This is a genomic window from Sporomusa aerivorans, assembly GCF_041428895.1.
Classification (GTDB): Bacteria; Bacillota; Negativicutes; order Sporomusales; family Sporomusaceae; genus Sporomusa; species Sporomusa aerivorans.
In genome coordinates this window covers 2,074,462-2,092,142 of record NZ_CP156926.1, presented here as the reverse complement: position 1 = coordinate 2,092,142, position 17,681 = coordinate 2,074,462, and the positions used below count along the sequence as shown (strand labels likewise).

19 protein-coding genes are annotated in these 17,681 nt (G+C 47.9%); 4 read left to right on the top strand and 15 right to left on the bottom strand.

Annotation, left to right across the window (positions count from 1 at the left end; all coding sequences use genetic code 11):
* Positions 1-11: 11 nt before the first annotated feature.
* The 6 genes from ortB to SATMO3_RS09515 form a co-directional block, all read right to left on the bottom strand.
* On the bottom strand, positions 12-1,433 hold the full coding sequence (gene ortB / locus SATMO3_RS09540; protein ID WP_371380393.1) for a 2-amino-4-oxopentanoate thiolase subunit OrtB: 1,422 nt from the start codon (positions 1,431-1,433) through the stop codon (positions 12-14).
* Between the two features lie 3 nt (positions 1,434-1,436).
* Complete coding sequence (gene ortA / locus SATMO3_RS09535) at positions 1,437-1,739, bottom strand: 2-amino-4-oxopentanoate thiolase subunit OrtA (RefSeq protein WP_371380391.1); 303 nt, start codon at positions 1,737-1,739, stop codon at positions 1,437-1,439.
* 262 nt (positions 1,740-2,001) lie between these two features.
* On the bottom strand, positions 2,002-3,351 hold the full coding sequence (locus SATMO3_RS09530; protein ID WP_371380389.1) for a sigma-54-dependent transcriptional regulator: 1,350 nt from the start codon (positions 3,349-3,351) through the stop codon (positions 2,002-2,004).
* Positions 3,348-5,414: a transporter substrate-binding domain-containing protein gene (locus SATMO3_RS09525; protein WP_371380388.1), complete on the bottom strand. Its 2,067-nt coding sequence runs from the start codon at positions 5,412-5,414 to the stop codon at positions 3,348-3,350. Before SATMO3_RS09525 ends, SATMO3_RS09530 begins: the two co-directional genes overlap by 4 nt.
* Before the next feature lie 1,776 nt (positions 5,415-7,190).
* Positions 7,191-7,451 (bottom strand): type II toxin-antitoxin system Phd/YefM family antitoxin, encoded by a 261-nt coding sequence (locus SATMO3_RS09520; RefSeq protein ID WP_371380387.1) that lies wholly within the window; start codon positions 7,449-7,451, stop codon positions 7,191-7,193.
* A 272-nt stretch (positions 7,452-7,723) separates the two neighbouring features.
* A complete protein-coding gene (locus SATMO3_RS09515) occupies positions 7,724-7,864 on the bottom strand; it encodes a hypothetical protein (protein WP_371380385.1) in 141 nt (46 codons plus the stop codon).
* Positions 7,865-8,080: 216 nt separating this feature from the next.
* On the opposite strand from SATMO3_RS09515, the gene SATMO3_RS09510 reads away from it, so the two are divergent.
* The 3 genes from SATMO3_RS09510 to SATMO3_RS09500 are packed head-to-tail and all read left to right on the top strand — an operon-like array spanning position 8,081 to position 9,889.
* Complete coding sequence (locus tag SATMO3_RS09510; protein ID WP_371380384.1) at positions 8,081-8,431, top strand: helix-turn-helix transcriptional regulator; 351 nt, start codon at positions 8,081-8,083, stop codon at positions 8,429-8,431.
* Positions 8,424-9,227 carry an ImmA/IrrE family metallo-endopeptidase gene (locus SATMO3_RS09505; protein WP_371380382.1) on the top strand — a complete coding sequence of 268 codons (804 nt, stop codon included), beginning with the start codon at positions 8,424-8,426 and terminating at the stop codon, positions 9,225-9,227. Before SATMO3_RS09510 ends, SATMO3_RS09505 begins: the two co-directional genes overlap by 8 nt.
* Positions 9,227-9,889: a hypothetical protein gene (locus tag SATMO3_RS09500; RefSeq protein WP_371380380.1), complete on the top strand. Its 663-nt coding sequence runs from the start codon at positions 9,227-9,229 to the stop codon at positions 9,887-9,889. Before SATMO3_RS09505 ends, SATMO3_RS09500 begins: the two co-directional genes overlap by 1 nt.
* 135 nt (positions 9,890-10,024) lie before the next feature.
* Here the strand turns inward: SATMO3_RS09500 and SATMO3_RS09495 are convergent, their stop codons facing one another.
* The gene (locus SATMO3_RS09495) at positions 10,025-10,216 is read right to left on the bottom strand and encodes a hypothetical protein (RefSeq protein ID WP_371380378.1); all 192 of its coding nucleotides are present in this window, start codon (positions 10,214-10,216) and stop codon (positions 10,025-10,027) included.
* 136 nt (positions 10,217-10,352) lie between these two features.
* Between SATMO3_RS09495 and SATMO3_RS09490 the strand changes: the two genes are divergently transcribed.
* Positions 10,353-10,661 (top strand): hypothetical protein, encoded by a 309-nt coding sequence (locus SATMO3_RS09490; RefSeq protein ID WP_371380376.1) that lies wholly within the window; start codon positions 10,353-10,355, stop codon positions 10,659-10,661.
* A gap of 23 nt (positions 10,662-10,684) precedes the next feature.
* Here SATMO3_RS09490 and SATMO3_RS09485 read toward each other — a convergent pair whose 3' ends face one another.
* From SATMO3_RS09485 to SATMO3_RS09450, 8 genes are all read right to left on the bottom strand, one after another.
* Positions 10,685-11,464: a hypothetical protein gene (locus SATMO3_RS09485; protein WP_371380374.1), complete on the bottom strand. Its 780-nt coding sequence runs from the start codon at positions 11,462-11,464 to the stop codon at positions 10,685-10,687.
* Between the two features lie 27 nt (positions 11,465-11,491).
* Positions 11,492-13,096: a hypothetical protein gene (locus SATMO3_RS09480; protein WP_371380372.1), complete on the bottom strand. Its 1,605-nt coding sequence runs from the start codon at positions 13,094-13,096 to the stop codon at positions 11,492-11,494.
* On the bottom strand, positions 13,093-14,031 hold the full coding sequence (locus tag SATMO3_RS09475) for a hypothetical protein (RefSeq protein ID WP_371380370.1): 939 nt from the start codon (positions 14,029-14,031) through the stop codon (positions 13,093-13,095). The genes SATMO3_RS09480 and SATMO3_RS09475 overlap by 4 nt, the downstream gene beginning before the upstream one ends.
* 11 nt (positions 14,032-14,042) lie before the next feature.
* Positions 14,043-14,312: a VirB3 family type IV secretion system protein gene (locus SATMO3_RS09470; protein WP_371380368.1), complete on the bottom strand. Its 270-nt coding sequence runs from the start codon at positions 14,310-14,312 to the stop codon at positions 14,043-14,045.
* The gene (locus SATMO3_RS09465; RefSeq protein ID WP_371380366.1) at positions 14,312-14,521 is read right to left on the bottom strand and encodes a TrbC/VirB2 family protein; all 210 of its coding nucleotides are present in this window, start codon (positions 14,519-14,521) and stop codon (positions 14,312-14,314) included. Before SATMO3_RS09465 ends, SATMO3_RS09470 begins: the two co-directional genes overlap by 1 nt.
* 235 nt (positions 14,522-14,756) lie before the next feature.
* Entirely contained in the window at positions 14,757-15,410 is a 654-nt protein-coding gene (locus SATMO3_RS09460) for a response regulator (RefSeq protein ID WP_371380365.1), read from the bottom strand.
* Positions 15,411-15,516: 106 nt separating this feature from the next.
* A complete protein-coding gene (locus SATMO3_RS09455) occupies positions 15,517-16,449 on the bottom strand; it encodes an ATPase, T2SS/T4P/T4SS family (protein WP_371380362.1) in 933 nt (310 codons plus the stop codon).
* A 100-nt stretch (positions 16,450-16,549) separates the two neighbouring features.
* A complete protein-coding gene (locus tag SATMO3_RS09450) occupies positions 16,550-17,680 on the bottom strand; it encodes a type IV secretory system conjugative DNA transfer family protein (RefSeq protein ID WP_371380359.1) in 1,131 nt (376 codons plus the stop codon).
* Position 17,681: the final 1 nt, after the last annotated feature.

Sequence of the window (17,681 nt, the reverse complement as noted above, 5' to 3'; positions counted from 1 at the left end):
AATCTGCGTTGTTACCCCAGCGTGATGCCAAGTTCTGTCAGTGTATTTACCACGTAAGCGCGATTGCTTTGGGTCTCTTCCATCAGGAAGCGGATATCGTTTTCATTTGCGCTTGTGGCGCCCACATGCTTCACCGCATTCTTAATGCAGGAATGCCGCAGCTTATCCATATCGAAATAGCGGGCGGTAATCTGGGACGGATGCTCTGGAAGAATAATGTTCTGGCCGGGCTTGTCCTGCTTGGGATCGCCGAATTTAATCTCAATACCCATGGACCGAGCGAACGAGAGCTGTGCCAGCGGATGCTTCCCCGCGCCGGTGTACTCCGTTTCCTGCACAACAATCACCTGATCTTCATCCAGCTCTCTGGCCAGAGCAAAGGCGGCCGTCAGCGAGGTGTTCCCGGCAGGTCCGCGCTCCACGCCTTCCAGCACAGACAGAGCTTCTGTGATATAGAATACCTCTCCCTGCTGCACGATGAGGTATTTATCCATGTAGCGCAGAGCACGCGCCGCGCTGCGGGGGACATCCGAGTGATCGGGATCGGTTGCATACGGAACGCCGAAGCCGGTATGCCCAGTTGTAAAGGATTTGCGGTTGAAGTCCGTATCTGACGCCATGTGCAGTCCGCTTAAATCAACACTTGCACCATATACCTTTGTTTTATTGGCGCCTGCACAACGCAGTCCGCGTGCTGTCCCGGTGAGATTGCCGCCGCCTGCCTGTGTGGCAATCACATAGTCCGGATCGCGGCCAATCTGTTCACGGCACTGCTGCGCAATCTCGTAGCCCAGCGTTTCAATGCCGCTGACGCCAAAGGTGGAATACAGAGATGCGTTAAAAAACCCGGTTTCCTCAAGTATACGCAGGAAGGAATAGTGCAGCTCGGGCCCCACGCTCAGTTGAATTACCTCCGCACCAAGGCATTCGCACTTGCGATTCTTTTCCAGAATTTCGGGCTGTCCAATTTTGTGGGAATCATAGCATTCCTGCACAATGATGCATTTAAGATTGTACATGGCCGCCTGTGACGCGACTGCGGCGCCGTAGTTTCCGCTTGTAGCGGCAACTACGCCCTTGTATCCTAATTTTTTGGCATGATAAGCCGAAATGGCTGCGCGTCTGTCCTTAAAGCTGCCGGACGGATTGCACTGTTCATCCTTCACAAAAATTCTGGCGCCCTTTCCCTTGGGGGAGGTCTTACGTGCAAGAGCGGTCAGATTTTTCATCTCAAGAAGCGGGGTGTTGCCCACACCTGTTGCACGCTGGATTTTTACGATATCTTCAAAGCTGTATCCGCTATTCGCCATCATGCCTTCATAGTCAAACGCGATCCCGCCGGATTCATAGGCGGAATAATCCATGCCCAGAGCGCCCTTAAGGATTTCGTTGCTGCGGGAAAGCACCGCCTGGTAACCATTGTCTTTTACCATGATTTAGTCCTCTCCTCTCACTATTTTACGAAGATTTGTATCAATTTGAAGCAGTTCCGGCACGAAGGTTTCCCCAAAGCCGTGATCATACGCCGGATTTTCGGCTTCAAGGGTTCCTGTCAGCGTCCTTTGCGTTACAGTAGTGACGGCGACCTGCTCTCCAATCTCCGCGTCTTCATTCAGAAATCCCTTTACCCACATTTCCAGCGGTACTTTTCGTGTATCCTCCGGGATCTTGCCGGTTCTTTCTTCCGGACGCAGCACGATGGTGTGTATCTGTACCCATGTTCCTTTTTTGACTGCCATTATTTTGCACCTTTCCTTTCTATTGGGGTATTGTTGGAAGTTGTCACTTCCATGCTTATTAATAAGCAATTATCATGCCAACTATGGCCCCTTCTATAGAAAATCCATCTCTGTTCACAATCTTTGTAAAAATAGCAGCAAAGTGCAGTTTATTCTTTGTTGTAATGTTCAACAAACTAAACGCGGACAAAGTAAAAAACTTTGTCCGCGCAGTGAAGGAAAGAAATATATTTCCATGTGATATGAAATTTATTTCCCATCTTTAATCCAGACCATACTCAACCTTCTTATTGTAAAGCTGACGCCTTGTTATGCCAAGCATCTGGGCAGCCATTGCTTGATTCCCCTTACATTTCAAAAGAATAGAGCGAATATGCTCCCGCTCGGCCTGACTGCGGAAATCGCGAAGGTTCACTGGACCCGGGCCATGCACCAAAGAATCGGTATAGCGAGTATGAGACAGTCCCAGTGAAGTAATAACGCCGTTTTCGGAAAGCACGATTAACCGTTCTATTATGTTTTTCATTTCCCGAATATTTCCGGGGTAATCGTACTCCTTAAGAAAACGCAGCGCAGCGGGGTCAATCTCAATAATTTTCTTTTTTTGCTCCTGGGAAAATTTATTAAAGAAAAATTTGATAAAACCGTCGATGTCTTCCCGTCGCTGGGAGAGGGGCGGAATTTCCGCTACAATGTTGTTGATTCGATAAAAAAGATCCTCCCGAAAGCGTCCATGCATCACCTCGGTATACAAATTCTTGTTTGTAGCGCTGATTAACCGCATATCCACCGGAATAGAGCGGTTGCTGCCAAGACGCTCTATGGTGCGGTTTTCAAGGGTACGCAATAGCTTTACCTGCGTGCTTAAAGCAATTTCACCGATTTCATCAAGAAAAAAGGTGCCGCACTGAGCCTCCTCAAAACGTCCCACACGGCGCTCCAGGGCGCCAGTAAAAGCGCCCTTCTCATGTCCAAACAGCTCGGATTCAAGCAGTTGCTCTGAAAGGGCCTGACAGTTTACAGCAACGAAGCGTCCCTTGCTGCGAGGGCTAAGCTTATGAATATGACGCGCAATGACCTCTTTTCCCACGCCGGATGGTCCCATGAGCAGAATATTTATAGAACTGCTCGCCGCCTTTTCAAGAAGGTCAAGCATTTCCTGATACTCTGGATTGTGCGTTGTGAGCAGGTAAGGGCTCTCCTGTTGTTGCAGGAGATAAGCGTTTTCTTCGCGCAAATTCTTAAGTTCGTAAAGTTTCTGAATTTCTAATACCAGGCCTTCGATATTACTGCCTTTTATAAAATAGCTGAACGCGCCCTTTTTCATCGCTTCCACTGCGGTATCAATTGTGCCAAAACCCGTGATAATGATTACCTCTGTCGAAATTCCCTGCGAGCGCATACGAACGAGCAACTCTATCCCCGTCATACCGGGCATCATCATATCTGCGAGAATAAGGTCAAACGACCCTTTACCAAGTAATTCAAGGGCATTTGCGCCAGAGGATGCCCGTTTGCCCAGGTAGCCTTCTTCCTCTAAAATTAGCAGCAATGCCTCCTGATATTCAGGGTCATCCTCCACTACCAGGATGCGAAAATCAGATTTCTTCATGTTTGCCCTCCTCGTTTCAGTATATCCGGAAAAACTGCCCGCAATCGTACGGTGAAGGTGCTGCCTTTACCTTCGTCACTGCTCAGAGAAATGTCTCCTCCGCAGCGTTTCACCTCGTTGTATACGACATAAAGTCCAAGTCCGGTTCCCTTGCCCGGCTCGCGCGTGGTAAAAAAGGGAAAGAAGATGGTTTCAATGTTTCCTTTTGGGATGCCCACCCCGGTGTCACGTATCACAAGCTCCAGAGAATCCGCTACTTTATAACAGGATACAAATAGGTCCCCACCATCAGGCATTGCCAAAATGGCATTGGTTACTAAATTGACAATGATATGCTTGAGACTCTCAAGCTGCACTGTGCAGAGCAGACCTTTGGAACAATCCAAATGCATCGCAATGCCATCTGTTTTCATGGAAGCAAACTGCAAATCCAACATTTCGCGCAGAAAGGGCTCCAGTTCAATTCGCTCACCACCATTGGAGGAAGTGCGAGAGTAATTCAACAGCTTATCCACGATGGATGCGGCTCTGTCCACAGAGGATTCTATAGCACCGATACTTTTAAGCGTAACATCCGCAACAGTGCCAAGCTGGCGCTTGAGCAGGTATGCGTGGCTTTTGATGATACCGAGCGGATTACGGATCTCATGCGCAACACCGGCCGCCATTTGCCCGACCATCACCATCTTTTCCGCCTGTTGAAGCTGATTTTGTATAAGACTTATCTCCGTGATGTCCTTAAGCACAAACAAGGCGCGTTTCAGGTACCCTTCCTGATCCTTTATCGGAAAAATGTCCGTCTGAAACAGTCTATCTGTCTGATGTTGGTATCGAATTTCTTCATGCTTAAGTCTTTCCCATATAGAATCGAAAGAGCGTTCCCCGAAGAGCAAAGGCTTGTACGAAGCACAGGGCTTACCGATAACGGCGGACTTTTTCTGTCCGACAGCCCTGCAGAAGGCGGTATTGACATTTACAATCTCTTCTGTCTCATTAATAACAGCCATGAGGTAAGTAATACCGTCAAAGGTAGTTTGCAGGTCGTTCTGGCTGTTAAACAAATCTTCGGTGCGAACCTCCACCTCTCGATTAAGACGTCGGTTCCACAGAACAAAAAAGGTGAGAGTCATCCATAAACCTAATAGCAGCATTTCGCCCATGAAAGCGTAGTTCATGAACGCTCTGCGTGAAATTTCAGAGACGGACAGACCAAACCATTTCTGCTGAATTTTCGGAAGGAGGTCGTTTTTTTTCATTTGCAGGATTGCTTTGTTGAGTATATCCTGCAAAATGGGCTGGGATCTATTAAGCGCAAATACTACCCCGAGTTTATACAGCGGATTGTCCACAACAATCAGAGAATCCTGCGCGTCCATTCGTTCCTTGTAATACCGGACAACAGTCTCATCCCCTATAACTGCATCAACCTTGCCATCCTGAAGCAACTGGATACAATCTTGTATATTCACTTCAGTTGACCACCGCACGTTAATGCCTTGTTCACTAAAAAATTCAACGGAGTAGTCGCCTTTCGGCGTAGCTACGCGGAGCCCATTCAGGTCCTGCGCGGAATGAATGTTGCTTCTAAGATTTGCTGTGAGTATAATGCCACGGATCTCATATATTTCGTCCGTAAACAGGTAGGTCTTGGCGCGTTCTTCGCTTGGAAAGATATCAAACATTTGGCTTTTGCCTTCCTTAAGTGCCTGCAGTGCATCGTTAAAAGTGTAAGGCTGAAACTGAATGTCACATCCCAGATAAATTGATATTGCTTTTACAATATCAATTGAAATGCCACGGTACTGTCCCGTCTCTTGGTCGACAAAGCGCAGCGGTGGAGCTTGATTGTCCGCGCCAAAAATGAGCTGATTATTTTGAAGCCACTGCTTTTCTTTTTTCGTTAGCGGCATAGAACGTTCAATGTATTCCTTTATTCCTAGCCCATACTGACTTTCAACAAAGCTATTAATGGATATGGGCACAAACAGCAAAAACGCGATCAGCAAAAATGCAGGCCAATATCTTGATAGTTTCCCCCCCTTTCTTTTGTTTTCAAGCTTCATCCTGTTCCAACACCTTTCATATTATGTGCTTTACGCTTGAGATTTCTGGTGCCATTATATCATATTCATAAAACAAAGGTGGCTTTTCTTAATCTCGCTAGCCAGCAGAACGTCAATCTATCAAGTAGCTACCCAAATGGGCCACTTGCATTTCTTGCTGCTATAGTTTTTCCATGATATTAAGTAATAGTACAATCAATTTATTCGTTGTGGTGTTATATATTTTCGAGACGATAAAATGCAATGGCTTAATCTGATGTCAGAGTTAGCCGCGGCGTTGAGGGAGATGTATAGCATTGTAACTTATTAAAACCTGAGTCTGTCAACGATTAACAGTTTTACGATACCGAACGTCGCTTCTTGGATCAGCGCGTCGGCGAAGTGTCATTTGCTGAACAGATACATTTTGCTGACTGCACAGGGATAGAACAGCACGCTCCAGGCTATGCGGAAACGGCAACAAGATCGACAGTATAGACTGAGCAGAAGCAAGGTGAGGGAGCGGCCATTGTCGCTCCCTCACCTTGCACTTCAAGCTTCTTCCAGATTGTCGTTATCGATATGAATGCACTTGGCAGCTGAGTTGACTGTTCAGCCAGGAAAGATAATCGGCCTTGGCCTGTTCGTATACCTGGCGATCCGTCCAACTTTTCTTTTCCGTCTTATTCAGAGCTTCCTACGCGGAGTGGAATTGCACCCGATGCGCATAGTTTTCTTCAGAAAAATGTCGCAGCACCTCACGCGGCTTCACCACGGCTCCGCCGTCCAGGCAATTTTTGTTTCTTATCCTTGGCGATGATGCATTGGTAAGCCGCACTAACTTCTTTTTCTCCGCAGAAGCCGTCCAGATTTCGTTGCTTGCTGGCGCACGTCGGCGAGCAGTATTGCTTCGTGCTGCGCCGAGGAATGAAAACCAGCCGCAGAATTCGTCACTTTTTAATGTGCTTATCCGATAGGATCGTGCAGGTACAGCAGCTGTTATTCTTTGATAGGTGCCACGAATTCATCAGCGGTCGATTGCGGTCTATCCATGTGTACCTCCAAGATATATGCGATATTTTTTATTGTTATACCTTATCGCACTCAACCGGCGACTGCAAAAGGAAAACTTACTACACTGACGATAAAACCAAGAGTCTCATTTTAGCCTGTTATCAAGTGGTTAAATATTTTTTTGAGAAAAAGAAAAACCTTTCATAATCGAAGACCTGTAAACACCGGCAGATTCCCGCAAGAGAATACGGGTGTCATGGATTTAATGGTACTGATAGCCTGGCTTTTCTTCTATAGGGTCCTGAAAAGATGTGAACGGCAAATGAAAAATCCGGAGAAAAAGCCAGTAAAAAAGGCAGAAATCAAGGTGCCTTCACGAATGCCGTAAATTTCACCGAAGTACATCCAGGATAGGCAGGCGGCAATGAGGACAATACTTGTGTCCACATAAGTCTTTGTATTCCCAAAGGCAAAATGCCAATGGCAAGGAAATAGCATTGACAATACCTTCACCGGGAAGAACAACAACATTGCCGATGATTTCTAAAGTAACGCCCAGGGCTAATGTGTAGTTCCCAGCAGTAATGTGATAAACTGCTGATATACAATACCGGCGCCACTATACTAAGCATATACATCGTAAAATCGATAAAACAGCCAAAAACGACGGTCATTGGTATTTGTAATAATTGAATATAGGGAAATTGCCGGCGTAAGATCAAAATCTGCGCAAATAAGAATATCTTATCCAAATCTTGGTGCGCCAGCTCTGTAACAAGCAGCTTATACATTATACTTCTCTCTTATACTTTTTAACGAGGCGTCACCGTTAAGCACTTTTCCTTCCGCCAACTGCTCCTCGGCTGCAATAAGCTTACTATAAACGTCGAGCATGAACATTTTTTCTTCATACATCTTCATACTCATGATTACCATATCTCCATACCCATTTTTTGTAACAAAAATAGGTTCATTGGATGCACGACACCTTTGAGAAATCTCACTAGTATTTTTCAAATCCCGAATTGGAATAATCTGGGGCATACTATCAGCTCCTTTCACGGCTTTATTATACCATAATTATGTTCCACCTTCAAGATTTCCAAACAAGAACTCCGTCCAAAGATGCACTGTTTTCCGTTTCACCATTCATGTCCACAATACCAACCGCCGTTGATCTCTTTTATCTACAAGCTGGCACATCCCGGCGGTGTGCCTATGTTCTTCAGTTCCTGATAGAAGTTTTCCCGTGTTCCAATTTGCATAACGTTATCAAACTTTTTAAGCTCCCGTGCGGCAGGTTAAGTACGACCAATTCATACATTTTCGTTCTCTCGTTTCAAATCGGCAAGAGCCACATATTCTTTTTTGCTATATTCTTGCTCTGCCTCGGCAACCAAGTTATCCAACGCCTTATCTAGCCGTACCTGATACTCTTTGACTGTCTGCTCCGTCACTGGCTTACTGTCTTTGGCCAGGTCTGCAAGAATAAGCTCTGCATTCGTCAGCTACGCTACGAGGTTTTTAATTCCTCATGTTTCTATTTTATAACATACCGATGTATATTTTTCCGTTTCACTAGGTATAATAAAAATTAATGTTACAAATTTATAACATTTTTGTTGCCTTACTTCATAGAATATAGTAAAATATAGCCGAAAGGGAGTGTAGCCATGAATACAGCTTTGGGGAGAAGAATCCGCAGCTTAAGGGAATCCAAGGGGATTACCCAGGAACAGGTTGCCGAACAAATGGCTTGCACCAGGCAGAAATATGCAAGACTTGAGAAGGGCCTGATCGACATCTCCTATTCAAGCTTGAATATTATTGCGGGAATTCTAGGGGTTAAAATTGAAGATATTACTTCTTCAGTTAACAATGTTCCTGCTGTGCAGCCAATTTTCAGAGGCGAAAATGGTCAGCCTCAAGAAGACAAGTTTGCATTTATAACTAACATGATTGAGACTTTTTATGCCCACCGCAAATTATATAATAGCGTAAAGCTGGTTGATGCAGATGAATAAAACCCGGCAGTTAAACATAGAAAGAATAGCTGAAACTACAAGAGAAAATATTACTGACTACGGCATTCCGAACGTTTTTGAAGTGGCGGAAAAACTGGGGTATCGGGTTATTAGATATCCCATCGGGGAAGATTCATTTCTAGGGTTTTCTATGATAAGAGATGCCGAAGGAATAATTTTTTCCAATTCATCTACTATCTTATCGCGAGAAATATTTACTGTTGCCCATGAAATCGGTCACCACAAGCTGCACCTGTCTGAGCAAGAAGGCAAAACGATAATAAAAGACGAAACTCTTACCGGACATACCGAGGAAGAAATCGAAGCCAATTACTTCGCCGCTTGTTTACTAATGCCCCGTGAAAAGGTAGATAAATTTATACGATTTGAATTGCATGATAAGCCAGTTGAAAAATGGAATGGCCTCGATATTGCTCGGATACAAACTGCCTTTAGTGTAAGCTATGATATGGCTCTTATTCGCCTAAAGGAACTAGAAAAATTAAACGGAGAGCAAATAGAGCGGCTCAAACAAGACAAAGCAGAAAATACCGCTTCCAAACTATTGAATGCTATTAAGGGAAACATTAATCTTTGTATATCTTCAGATGCAAAAATAGTACCAGCTGAGTATTTGGAGTGGGCAATATCTAATTATAATGAGAAGCTAATTCCCAAGTCCAGTTTAGAGGCAGTATTAAATTATGTTGATATACCTGTAGAAGAGCTTAATCTCCCCCCTGAGAAAAGCGATAAGGATGAAAGCTTTGACGATCTGCTCAGGGGGGTTGATTAATGGATGCATCCCTTGACACGAACGTAATTATTCACCTGTACACAGCGAATCTGCAAAGTATATTGTTCAGCAGATTTAATAAGTTGATAGTGTACGAGTTCATCCGAAACCAGGAGCTAGAAAGGCATGCTAACGCGCCTGTCATCGCCGCCTTCGATCAAGATGTTGCTACAGGAAAGATAGAATTGGTTACAGACGATTCTTTAAGAAGTATCGGGATGCATAATATCTTCCAGAACCATGTTAGAGAATTACGCAGACTGTTCGACGGCAGTGACCTGGGAGAAGTATATGCAATAGCGCTTGCCAAAACTTTGGGGTGTGTTAGTTTAGTTACCGATGATATTAAGGAACGAGGTCCTCATTATACATTAATGCGAATGCAAGATTCTGATGTTATACCCTTTGCGTTTTACGAACTGCTATTTCTGGACTATTTAGAGGGAAAACTAACAGAACAAGCTGTATTGGACAACTTCAATGCAATAAATGAATTGTCTCAGTTAAATATGGGCTGCTCATCTAAGCTCAAGTCTTTCATTAGACGTTTCTGGCATGATCCATACACTGCAAGAGAAAAAGCGTGGATAACTTCCTTTTGTACTCAAAATGGTATTTCAGCAAGAAACAAGCTTCGCGCGCTTTCAACTTTTTTATCGTAGCAGGCGAAGTGAGCAACCAAATTCTAAAGTGCATTGTTGATTCCGGGAAGCATGAAGCGCCTGAACAATCAGGCGCTTTCTATGTCAGATCCTCTTAGGAATTTTCACCGAGTTTTCTTTTAGCCAGGCGGAAAATTAGGCCCCGTCAATATCTCCAGCCGCCAGCCCCAGCACGACTGCCGCCGCGTTAGCCTCCGGTGCGTCCAATTCCCAACCATTGAAGCGCGAGAAATATATAGGTGGCAAGGAAGCCGGTGAGCCGGTCGGCAACTTCTTCGGCAGAATGAGGACGATCGAATTGCCACTTTGCGTAATTCTCGCTTTCATCGCCTCGCCCCCTTTCGTTGCAACCAACGTTATAACACGCTGCGCCTATTGTCATACCCCTGCGTCAGGTTCAACATAATCTGAGAACTTAGTACACATACTATTGAGCGTATCTATTTCAGGAGGTGCTCATTTTATGTTGTACTGGGGTTCGAGAATTCTGCAACTCCTATCTCCGCTGGGTTGGATAGCTGGGGGCGTTGTACTGGCTCTATCCTTTCCGGCAGTAAGAAAAAGGTTACGATCGGCCGCCGTCGCAGCAACCGCCGGTGTCATGTCAGCAACGGATAACATCGGTGACATGGTTCGTGATAAAGAAGAGGAGGATAGCACTTACCTTCAGGATGTTCAAGGTATAGAAGTTCATTCGGAAGACGTTGATAGTGAACCCATCAAAGCTGGGCATGTTACTCGTCGTACTAGAACAAAAACCACAGGGATTTAATCCCTGCGGTATATTTTTTCTTCCTACTGCAAGCCTTTGTGTTCACGCCATTTTGGCACAAAATCCGCCCTGCCGTATTCGGCTATAATCCGGCTGCAGGTGATTAGATCCTGCTTATTCACCGCGCAGTAGGCCAGAGCTTCCTGCTCCAGGTCCAGATCATACAGGCGGCAGCCCAGTTCCGACACATAATAGTATTCTTTCTTGGGCGTTGCCTGTGTGAGAATCTGCAGTTGCCTGTCATTCAGGCCAAAAGCCCGATACAGTTTCTTAGACCGTTCCTCAAAGGCGTTTTTGTTGGGCAGGAAGATGCGCGACGGACAAGATTCAAGAATGGTAGAAAAAATCGGCGTATCTACTATATCCGCTAACGACTGTGTAGCAAAGATAACCGACGCATTGCTTTTACGCAACACTTTTAACCACTCTCTGATTTTCCCCGCAAAGGTCGGATTGTCGAAGAAGATCCAGCACTCGTCAAGATCGATCAACATGGGCTTGCCATCCAGGGCCTGCTCGATGCGGTGGAAAATATACATCAGCGCCGGCGACAAAATCGCCGGGGTATTCATCAGCGTTTCCATTTCAAAGGTCTGCCAATTCGAGAATACAAGTTTTTCTTCCGCCGAATCGAACATTTTGCCATAAGCGCCTTCGATAGTTAGCGGCACCAAGGCATCTTTCAGCAATTTATCCTGCACGGTGGTTTTCAGGGTGGAAATCGTGCGGTAGACCTCTGGCAGCGCCGCCATGGACGTTAAGGCCGTCCAGGTATGTTTCTTGATCTCCGGCGTAATCGTCACATTTTCTTGCCTTAAGAAATCATAAATCTATTCGGCCGCCCACATACGCTCTTTCTCATCAGCAATCTGCCGCAGTGGTTGAAACGAAAGCTCCGTTTCATTGCCGAGGTCAAAGAAATTACCACCGACGGCCTCTGTCAAAATACGGCTTGATGCGCCTTTGTCAAAAATAAAAATTCGGGCGTCTTTATATTTGCGAAACTGCGCCGCAATGAGGTTGAGGTGCACAGATTTTCCGGCGCCCGTCGGCCCGATGAGCATCGTATGCCCGACGTCGCCGACATGGAGGGTCAGACGGAAGGATGTGTTTTCTCCGGTTTTCGTGTAAAGCAAAACGGGGGCTTTGAAATGGTCATTGCGTTTTTTCCCCGCCCAAATATCGGTAATCGGCAACAGGTGTATCAGGTTTCCCGTTGACAGCATGGGACGGCGGAGGCCATAATACACGTTGCCCGGAATACTGCCGAAATAGGCTTCCAGGGTATGCATCCCTTCTATTTTTGCGGCGATAGATCCCTGCTCCATATTCGTAAAGAGCTGCACGATTTCCTCCGCGTTTTTTTGCAAACGAGTCTTGTCCTGGTCTGCCAGGAGCAGCATGGCGGAGTAATAGCCGCAGCCTACAGTATCGGATTCAACCAGTTGCTCCATAGCGCGGATTTCCTCGACCTTTTCCACCGCATTCTCATTTACTTCATTGCCGGCAAAACCGGTAAGCAGCTCTTTGATCGTGGCCGTAAACGGTTTTACCTTTGACCGCCACCCCCTGGCAAACGTCTTTATTTCACCAAGCGCGTCCTGTTTGTCTAAAAAATAAAAGCGAGTGATAAACCGGTAGGAGAATGGCAGCGTATTTAAGATATTGAGCATTCCAAAGCTGCTATGATCCGGATATTTTACCGGCGATACGGCCGCTAGGTATTTCGCGCCAAGACGAGGCGCCATACCTCCGTAAAGCGGGGTATCATAGATCAGCCCGTCCAATAGTATAGGGTTCTTGGGTAATTTGAGCGGAACATACGTTAAGGAGATTGTCGAGTATAGATAGGAGAGGAGGTCATCCGGCCCCAGCCATTCGGTTTCCGGCATGCCGACCACCGAGCAGGACGCAAAAAGAAGTGCTAGTTGTTTCGTATAGTCCTCGATATATTCCGCAGCATCGGCAGGCGCTTCCGTCCTCTTCGCCTCCATGCCCTCAACAAAGAAGTTCTTGAGCTTGCTGATCGTATCGGCCGGCGGCATCCAATATAGCGAAAGATAGTAGCTATTTTCAAAGTGGTGCTGCCCATTCTGGAAATTTTCCCGCCGCTCCTCGTCAATGGCCTTTGTTACCGCGTCGGGAAAATACACATCCGAATCGTAGCTGACCGATGGGGCGCGTTGCGCCTCGGCATACAGCACCCAGCCGGTCCCCAACGTTAACAAGAGGCTGTTCATCTGCCCGGTCATCCAGGCGAGCGTTTCTTGGATTGCGCTGTCGAGGTCAGGGCCGCGATAGCGCAAGGTAGAAAGAAAGGCTCCATCCTTTAATACGCATAACCCTGCGCCGTTCTCTAAATACAAGATGCGCCCAAACGGCATATAGTCCTGTAACAGCACCCGCTTTTCCCGGTATTTTTTCAAATGAATCATACTGGAGCCCCTTCTTCGCCCCAAAACAGTACTCTCAGGTCGTCAATCTGAAGCATGGGCGCGACCAGATAGGCGCGGAAATTCCCGGGAACAGCGGCAAACCACAGTTCCGGCTGGGCATGTTCGCCGTAGGCAAGCTGCCCCTGCGCTCTAAGAAACTCCTTGATCAGCATACTTTGCCGAGCGAGTTCATCCTCTTCCGTACTCCAATGCACTAAAAGATGGGCGTAAAGGCCACAGGGCTTGTTGGCTTCATAGGCTAAGAGCGGCGTGATTGTCCTGTGATTACTGCACCACCCAGCCATATAGCGTTTTGCTTCTTCGGCTGCCTCGGTCGCGGTGAGCAGTAGAAAGCGGCGCACGGAACGAAACGGAATGGCTGTTTCTCTTAAAAAGGAATACAGTCTGCCGGTGCATTCTTCCAAGAATCCGTTCAGAGCGAGTACCGTCACCCAATATCCATCCACGTTAATTTCCCGCGGCTTCAGCTTATACGTCTGTTCCAGGGACAGTAATGCATCTAAATACATCGGTATGTCAGGGAACGTGATTTGCTTTTTGATGGCAATGCTCTCAAAGAGGTATTGCAACAAACCTCCGGCGTATAAACGCTGCAGCGGCAAGTGCTCTGCCAACGTCTCCAAAACCCGGTCAAAGTGGCCGGCAGCGTCGTCACTTTGAGCCTGCGGCAGCCACGAAAACGCCACGTAACACCGGCCCTGGCGGTTATCGGACCATATTCCCCAGCCGGAACCCAACGCCTGGAGCTCCCGACACAAGCAAGCGCTATCAAAGACCGCGTCACAAGGATAAGAAAATGCGCCGACAAAAGAATGGTCTTTATTTTCCACAACGCCTGCAAGCGGCATAGCGGCCCACGGCAGCCATTCGGCCACTTTCGTTAAATCCATCTGATATTCCTGAAATGGTTTCATAATTGGTCTCCTCATACACCGTAGTAAGATTTTTTGTGCAGGTAACGCCGTAAGATATCGAAAAATTGCTCGTCTTCTTTGGTTAGGTATACTGCCGATAGGTGAATCAGCAGATTGACTGGCACAATCCACGGGATATGCAGCGCCAAAAGGAAGATGGCGGCAAGGCATATATTAAGAACAATCATGCCGCGCGGCGCTCCGGCAACCAGCAGCTGTCCGGTAAGGGCGCGAAACAGCGGCTGGACGGCGAGCGTGCCCCCCTCCGCTCTCTGCGCCATCAAAATAAAACTCCGGCCGTTACATCCGGCGTAAAGACCTGGATAACCTGCGGCGCCAAGAGGGCGATGCCCGTGCCGATGCAAATGCGCATAGCCGTGCGCGTCATTTGCCCTTCGCCAAGCATGTACATGGCACCACCAACGGCGATGGCAATCGTCCCGCCAATGAGCGGGACAGTGCCCGTAAGCTCCGTATACATCGTGGCCAATGCCCGTCTTATACGGCAGTTTCATACTGCTCGCATCAGTTGCCATGCCAGTGCCGTGGAAAAGAAAAATTCCTGCCGCTATCGCCACCAAGATTAGATACCGGCCACTCCTTCCTGCGTTTTTCGTTCGACCTTTCATTACGTTCACTCATCTCGCCTCCTCGAAATTCCATACCGGTTCCGCTTCGAGCATAATAAAAAAAAGGCGGCTACGCGCCACCCTTTTTCCGCACTTTCACAGCTTCATCACTGATACATCAACTTTGATACCTTCACGTCCCGAATGCAGAAAACCTACCCTTTTTGCCTTCCCATAGGTTCGATCCAGTTCGTTTTGAGTTACTAAAACGGTCGGCCATGGACCGAGTACCATGCAATTCTTCGGGCAATAAAAGCTGACCGTGTCCTTCGCATTGACTTCAACCATTTTTTGATCGCAAACATGGCAATGGGCGTGCCAGATCGCATCTTCCTGGGCGCTGCCAACCGCAATACGATGCAGAGTTTTTTGCAGGATTTCCGGCGCGTACGGTTTTACAATGAATGCGTCAACGCCGAAACGGACACAGGTTTTAACGATATCCTCCGAATTTCTGCAGCTGCACATGATGACTTTGGTCGCAAGCTGGGCTCGCCTCACTGCTTTCAGCACAGCAATGCCATCCACACCCTTCATGGTAATATCTAAAATGATAAGATCAAAGAATTTTTGTTTTATCTTTTCCAGGGCCGCTTCGCCACTGCCGGCTTGATGAATTTGCCTGCCGTCAAACCCCATGTCGGTCAACTCTCTGGTAATGATAAGTCGGGCAAACGCAGCATCGTCCACAACCAATATTTGCGCCTGCCCATACGCTTGCATAATTCTCTCTCTTATTTTTTCATCCACACTAAAATCCCCCATTCTAAAATACCGTCTTCCGTTCCACGAATTCGCATTAGCCTATCCGCTTTCCACTTCCCAGGGCAAGGTGGTCAAATTGACCATCTTGCCTTTACAGTTCCTGGACCAAGTATTCCTCTTTACTGGCATCCCACCCGTCTACCACCAGAATCTGTTCCACGCTCCGCTTCAACCCGCTGTAGCGCAGATACACAATAATGTCGATGGCTTCACCGATCATATACTGGTGCGCCCGGGCCTCCGCCCGGGCCGTAAGCTCCTCCAGGCGGCGCAGCGTCTGTCGCGCGCTGTTGGAATGGATGGTTGACGCCCCGCCTTTATGGCCAGTACTCCAGGCATCCAGTAAGATAAGCGCTTCCGCGCCGCGTACCTCGCCGACGATAATCCGTTCCGGTGTCAGGCGCAGGGTATCGCGCAGCAGGTCCTCCAGTGTCTTGTTTTCTGTCGTAAGCAGCCTATCCATATCCGGCGCCGCGCATTGCAGTTCCTTGGTATCTTCGAGCAGCACAACCCGGTCGCCGGTCTTGGCGATTTCGGCTAAAACGGCATTCAGGAACGTGGTTTTTCCGGACTTTGTGCCGCCGGCCGCCAGGATGTTTTTGCGGGAATAGATGGCGTCAAGCAGCACCTGGTGCTGCGCCTCGGTCATAATACCGCTGGTTACATAGTCCGCCAGGGTCAGAGCCCCGGCATTGTGTTTGCGCATGTTAAAGGCGGGCTTTTCAACCACCCGCGGCAGCAGGCCCTGAAAACGAATGCCCTGGAACTCAGCGGCAAGCGTCTCGTTCGTATCGTTACAGATTTTTCCGGTAAGGTCGGCAATCGTATAAATGACATTGGCCGCCGTCTGGGCATCCATCATTTTTCCCGTAGCCACTCTGCCGCGATCCCTGGTGTCGATCCAAATCTCATCGGAATTGGTATTGAGATACACTTCTGTAATATTGTCATCAGCCAAGTAGGCGCGGATATCTTCGCCCAGGAGATAATACAAGGTTTCTTCCGTGCGGCTTTGTTTGGTCAAATAAGCGTTCCTCCCCGTCTACTCTATAAAGCGAAACTCCTCCCTGGCTGCCGGCGCGATTTCTTCCTCGACTGTTTCACCGGCAACAGCGTCCAGCTCATCAAGCATTTTTATGGCTGCATAGGAGGCGTCCAGCCATTGGCCAAGCTCGTGCCGCTTGCAGTGTTTTCAATGCTGCGACGGCCTGCTTCTCCGCTTGGTCTTCCAACCGGTCCGCCACTTCTCGCGTCCAGTTGCCAATGTCAGTGTACGGCGTGTCCGGCAGGCTGTAGATTTCATTTAGGATGTTGGTATCACTCAAGAATTCTTCCGGTGAAATATGGGGATAGACTTTCATTTCGGCAATAATGGCTTTGTGGGGCAAAGACAAAAAGGTGGCGACTTCCATCATTGTTGGCGGCAGTTTTCCTTCCTGGTGTTTTTTGTACATCAGATGCATGATGACGGTACGCATAAGCGATGAGGCCGTAATGACCCAGTGCGCGCCGTCGCCGCTAATGTCCTTGCCGTCGGGGTTGGCAAGCATATCGGCGATAATTTGCACGTCGCCGAATTCCCGCACCGTCCGATAGCGGATTTCAACCAGCGGGTTCCACCTGGCGCCCGTCCCGTCAATGCAGCAGGGTTCAAACTTAATGACCCGGTTCTTGAGTACCTTGCGGCGGTACGGGGCGGCAAAATTCCAGTTCTCCGCTTTCACGTCCGTTACCAGCATCGAATGCTTCCAGACAAGGCATGTCGGGATAATCACGCCGACGCCCTTGCCGCTGCGCGTTGGCGCCAGCAACAGAATATGTTCCGGCCCGTCGTGAAAGAGAAATTTCTTGGTGTAGGGATTGCGGCCAAAAATGACGCCTGCTTTTACGCAGAGGCCGCTTTTCTTAACGTCGCTGCGGCCGGCCCAATCGGCACTGCCATGCGAATCCAGGGGCCTGAGCTTGGTTTCGATGTAAAAACTTAAGCCCACGCCGCTGAGCAGGCCAAGCAGCAGATATTTTCCGGCCAGGGCCGATAAATGCGGCACCACGGCTGAGAATTTCCAGCGCCAAATGAAAATGTCCCAGGGGAAATAGAACTTCGTGCCGCCCTCAACGGAAAAAGCCCAGCCTAACAGCGGATCATAGTCTAAGCGCCTGGCAAACCACTGCGTAGTCAGCCAGGAAACCAGCAACATAACCAATCCGACCGTACCCAGGAGGATCAGGATACGCCTTTTCTTTTCGCCCTCCACT

Bases quoted from the DNA above. Each gene is read 5' to 3' on its own strand.
- ortB (WP_371380393.1), bottom strand. From the start codon at position 1,433: ATGGTAAAAGACAATGGTTACCAGGCGGTGCTTTCCCGCAGCAACGAA.
- ortA (WP_371380391.1), bottom strand. From the start codon at position 1,739: ATGGCAGTCAAAAAAGGAACATGGGTACAGATACACACCATCGTGCTG.
- SATMO3_RS09530 (WP_371380389.1), bottom strand. From the start codon at position 3,351: ATGAAGAAATCTGATTTTCGCATCCTGGTAGTGGAGGATGACCCTGAA.
- SATMO3_RS09525 (WP_371380388.1), bottom strand. From the start codon at position 5,414: ATGAAGCTTGAAAACAAAAGAAAGGGGGGGAAACTATCAAGATATTGG.
- SATMO3_RS09520 (WP_371380387.1), bottom strand. From the start codon at position 7,451: ATGCCCCAGATTATTCCAATTCGGGATTTGAAAAATACTAGTGAGATT.
- SATMO3_RS09510 (WP_371380384.1), top strand. From the start codon at position 8,081: ATGAATACAGCTTTGGGGAGAAGAATCCGCAGCTTAAGGGAATCCAAG.
- SATMO3_RS09505 (WP_371380382.1), top strand. From the start codon at position 8,424: ATGAATAAAACCCGGCAGTTAAACATAGAAAGAATAGCTGAAACTACA.
- SATMO3_RS09500 (WP_371380380.1), top strand. From the start codon at position 9,227: ATGGATGCATCCCTTGACACGAACGTAATTATTCACCTGTACACAGCG.
- SATMO3_RS09495 (WP_371380378.1), bottom strand. From the start codon at position 10,216: ATGAAAGCGAGAATTACGCAAAGTGGCAATTCGATCGTCCTCATTCTG.
- SATMO3_RS09490 (WP_371380376.1), top strand. From the start codon at position 10,353: ATGTTGTACTGGGGTTCGAGAATTCTGCAACTCCTATCTCCGCTGGGT.
- SATMO3_RS09480 (WP_371380372.1), bottom strand. From the start codon at position 13,096: ATGATTCATTTGAAAAAATACCGGGAAAAGCGGGTGCTGTTACAGGAC.
- SATMO3_RS09475 (WP_371380370.1), bottom strand. From the start codon at position 14,031: ATGAAACCATTTCAGGAATATCAGATGGATTTAACGAAAGTGGCCGAA.
- SATMO3_RS09470 (WP_371380368.1), bottom strand. From the start codon at position 14,312: ATGGCGCAGAGAGCGGAGGGGGGCACGCTCGCCGTCCAGCCGCTGTTT.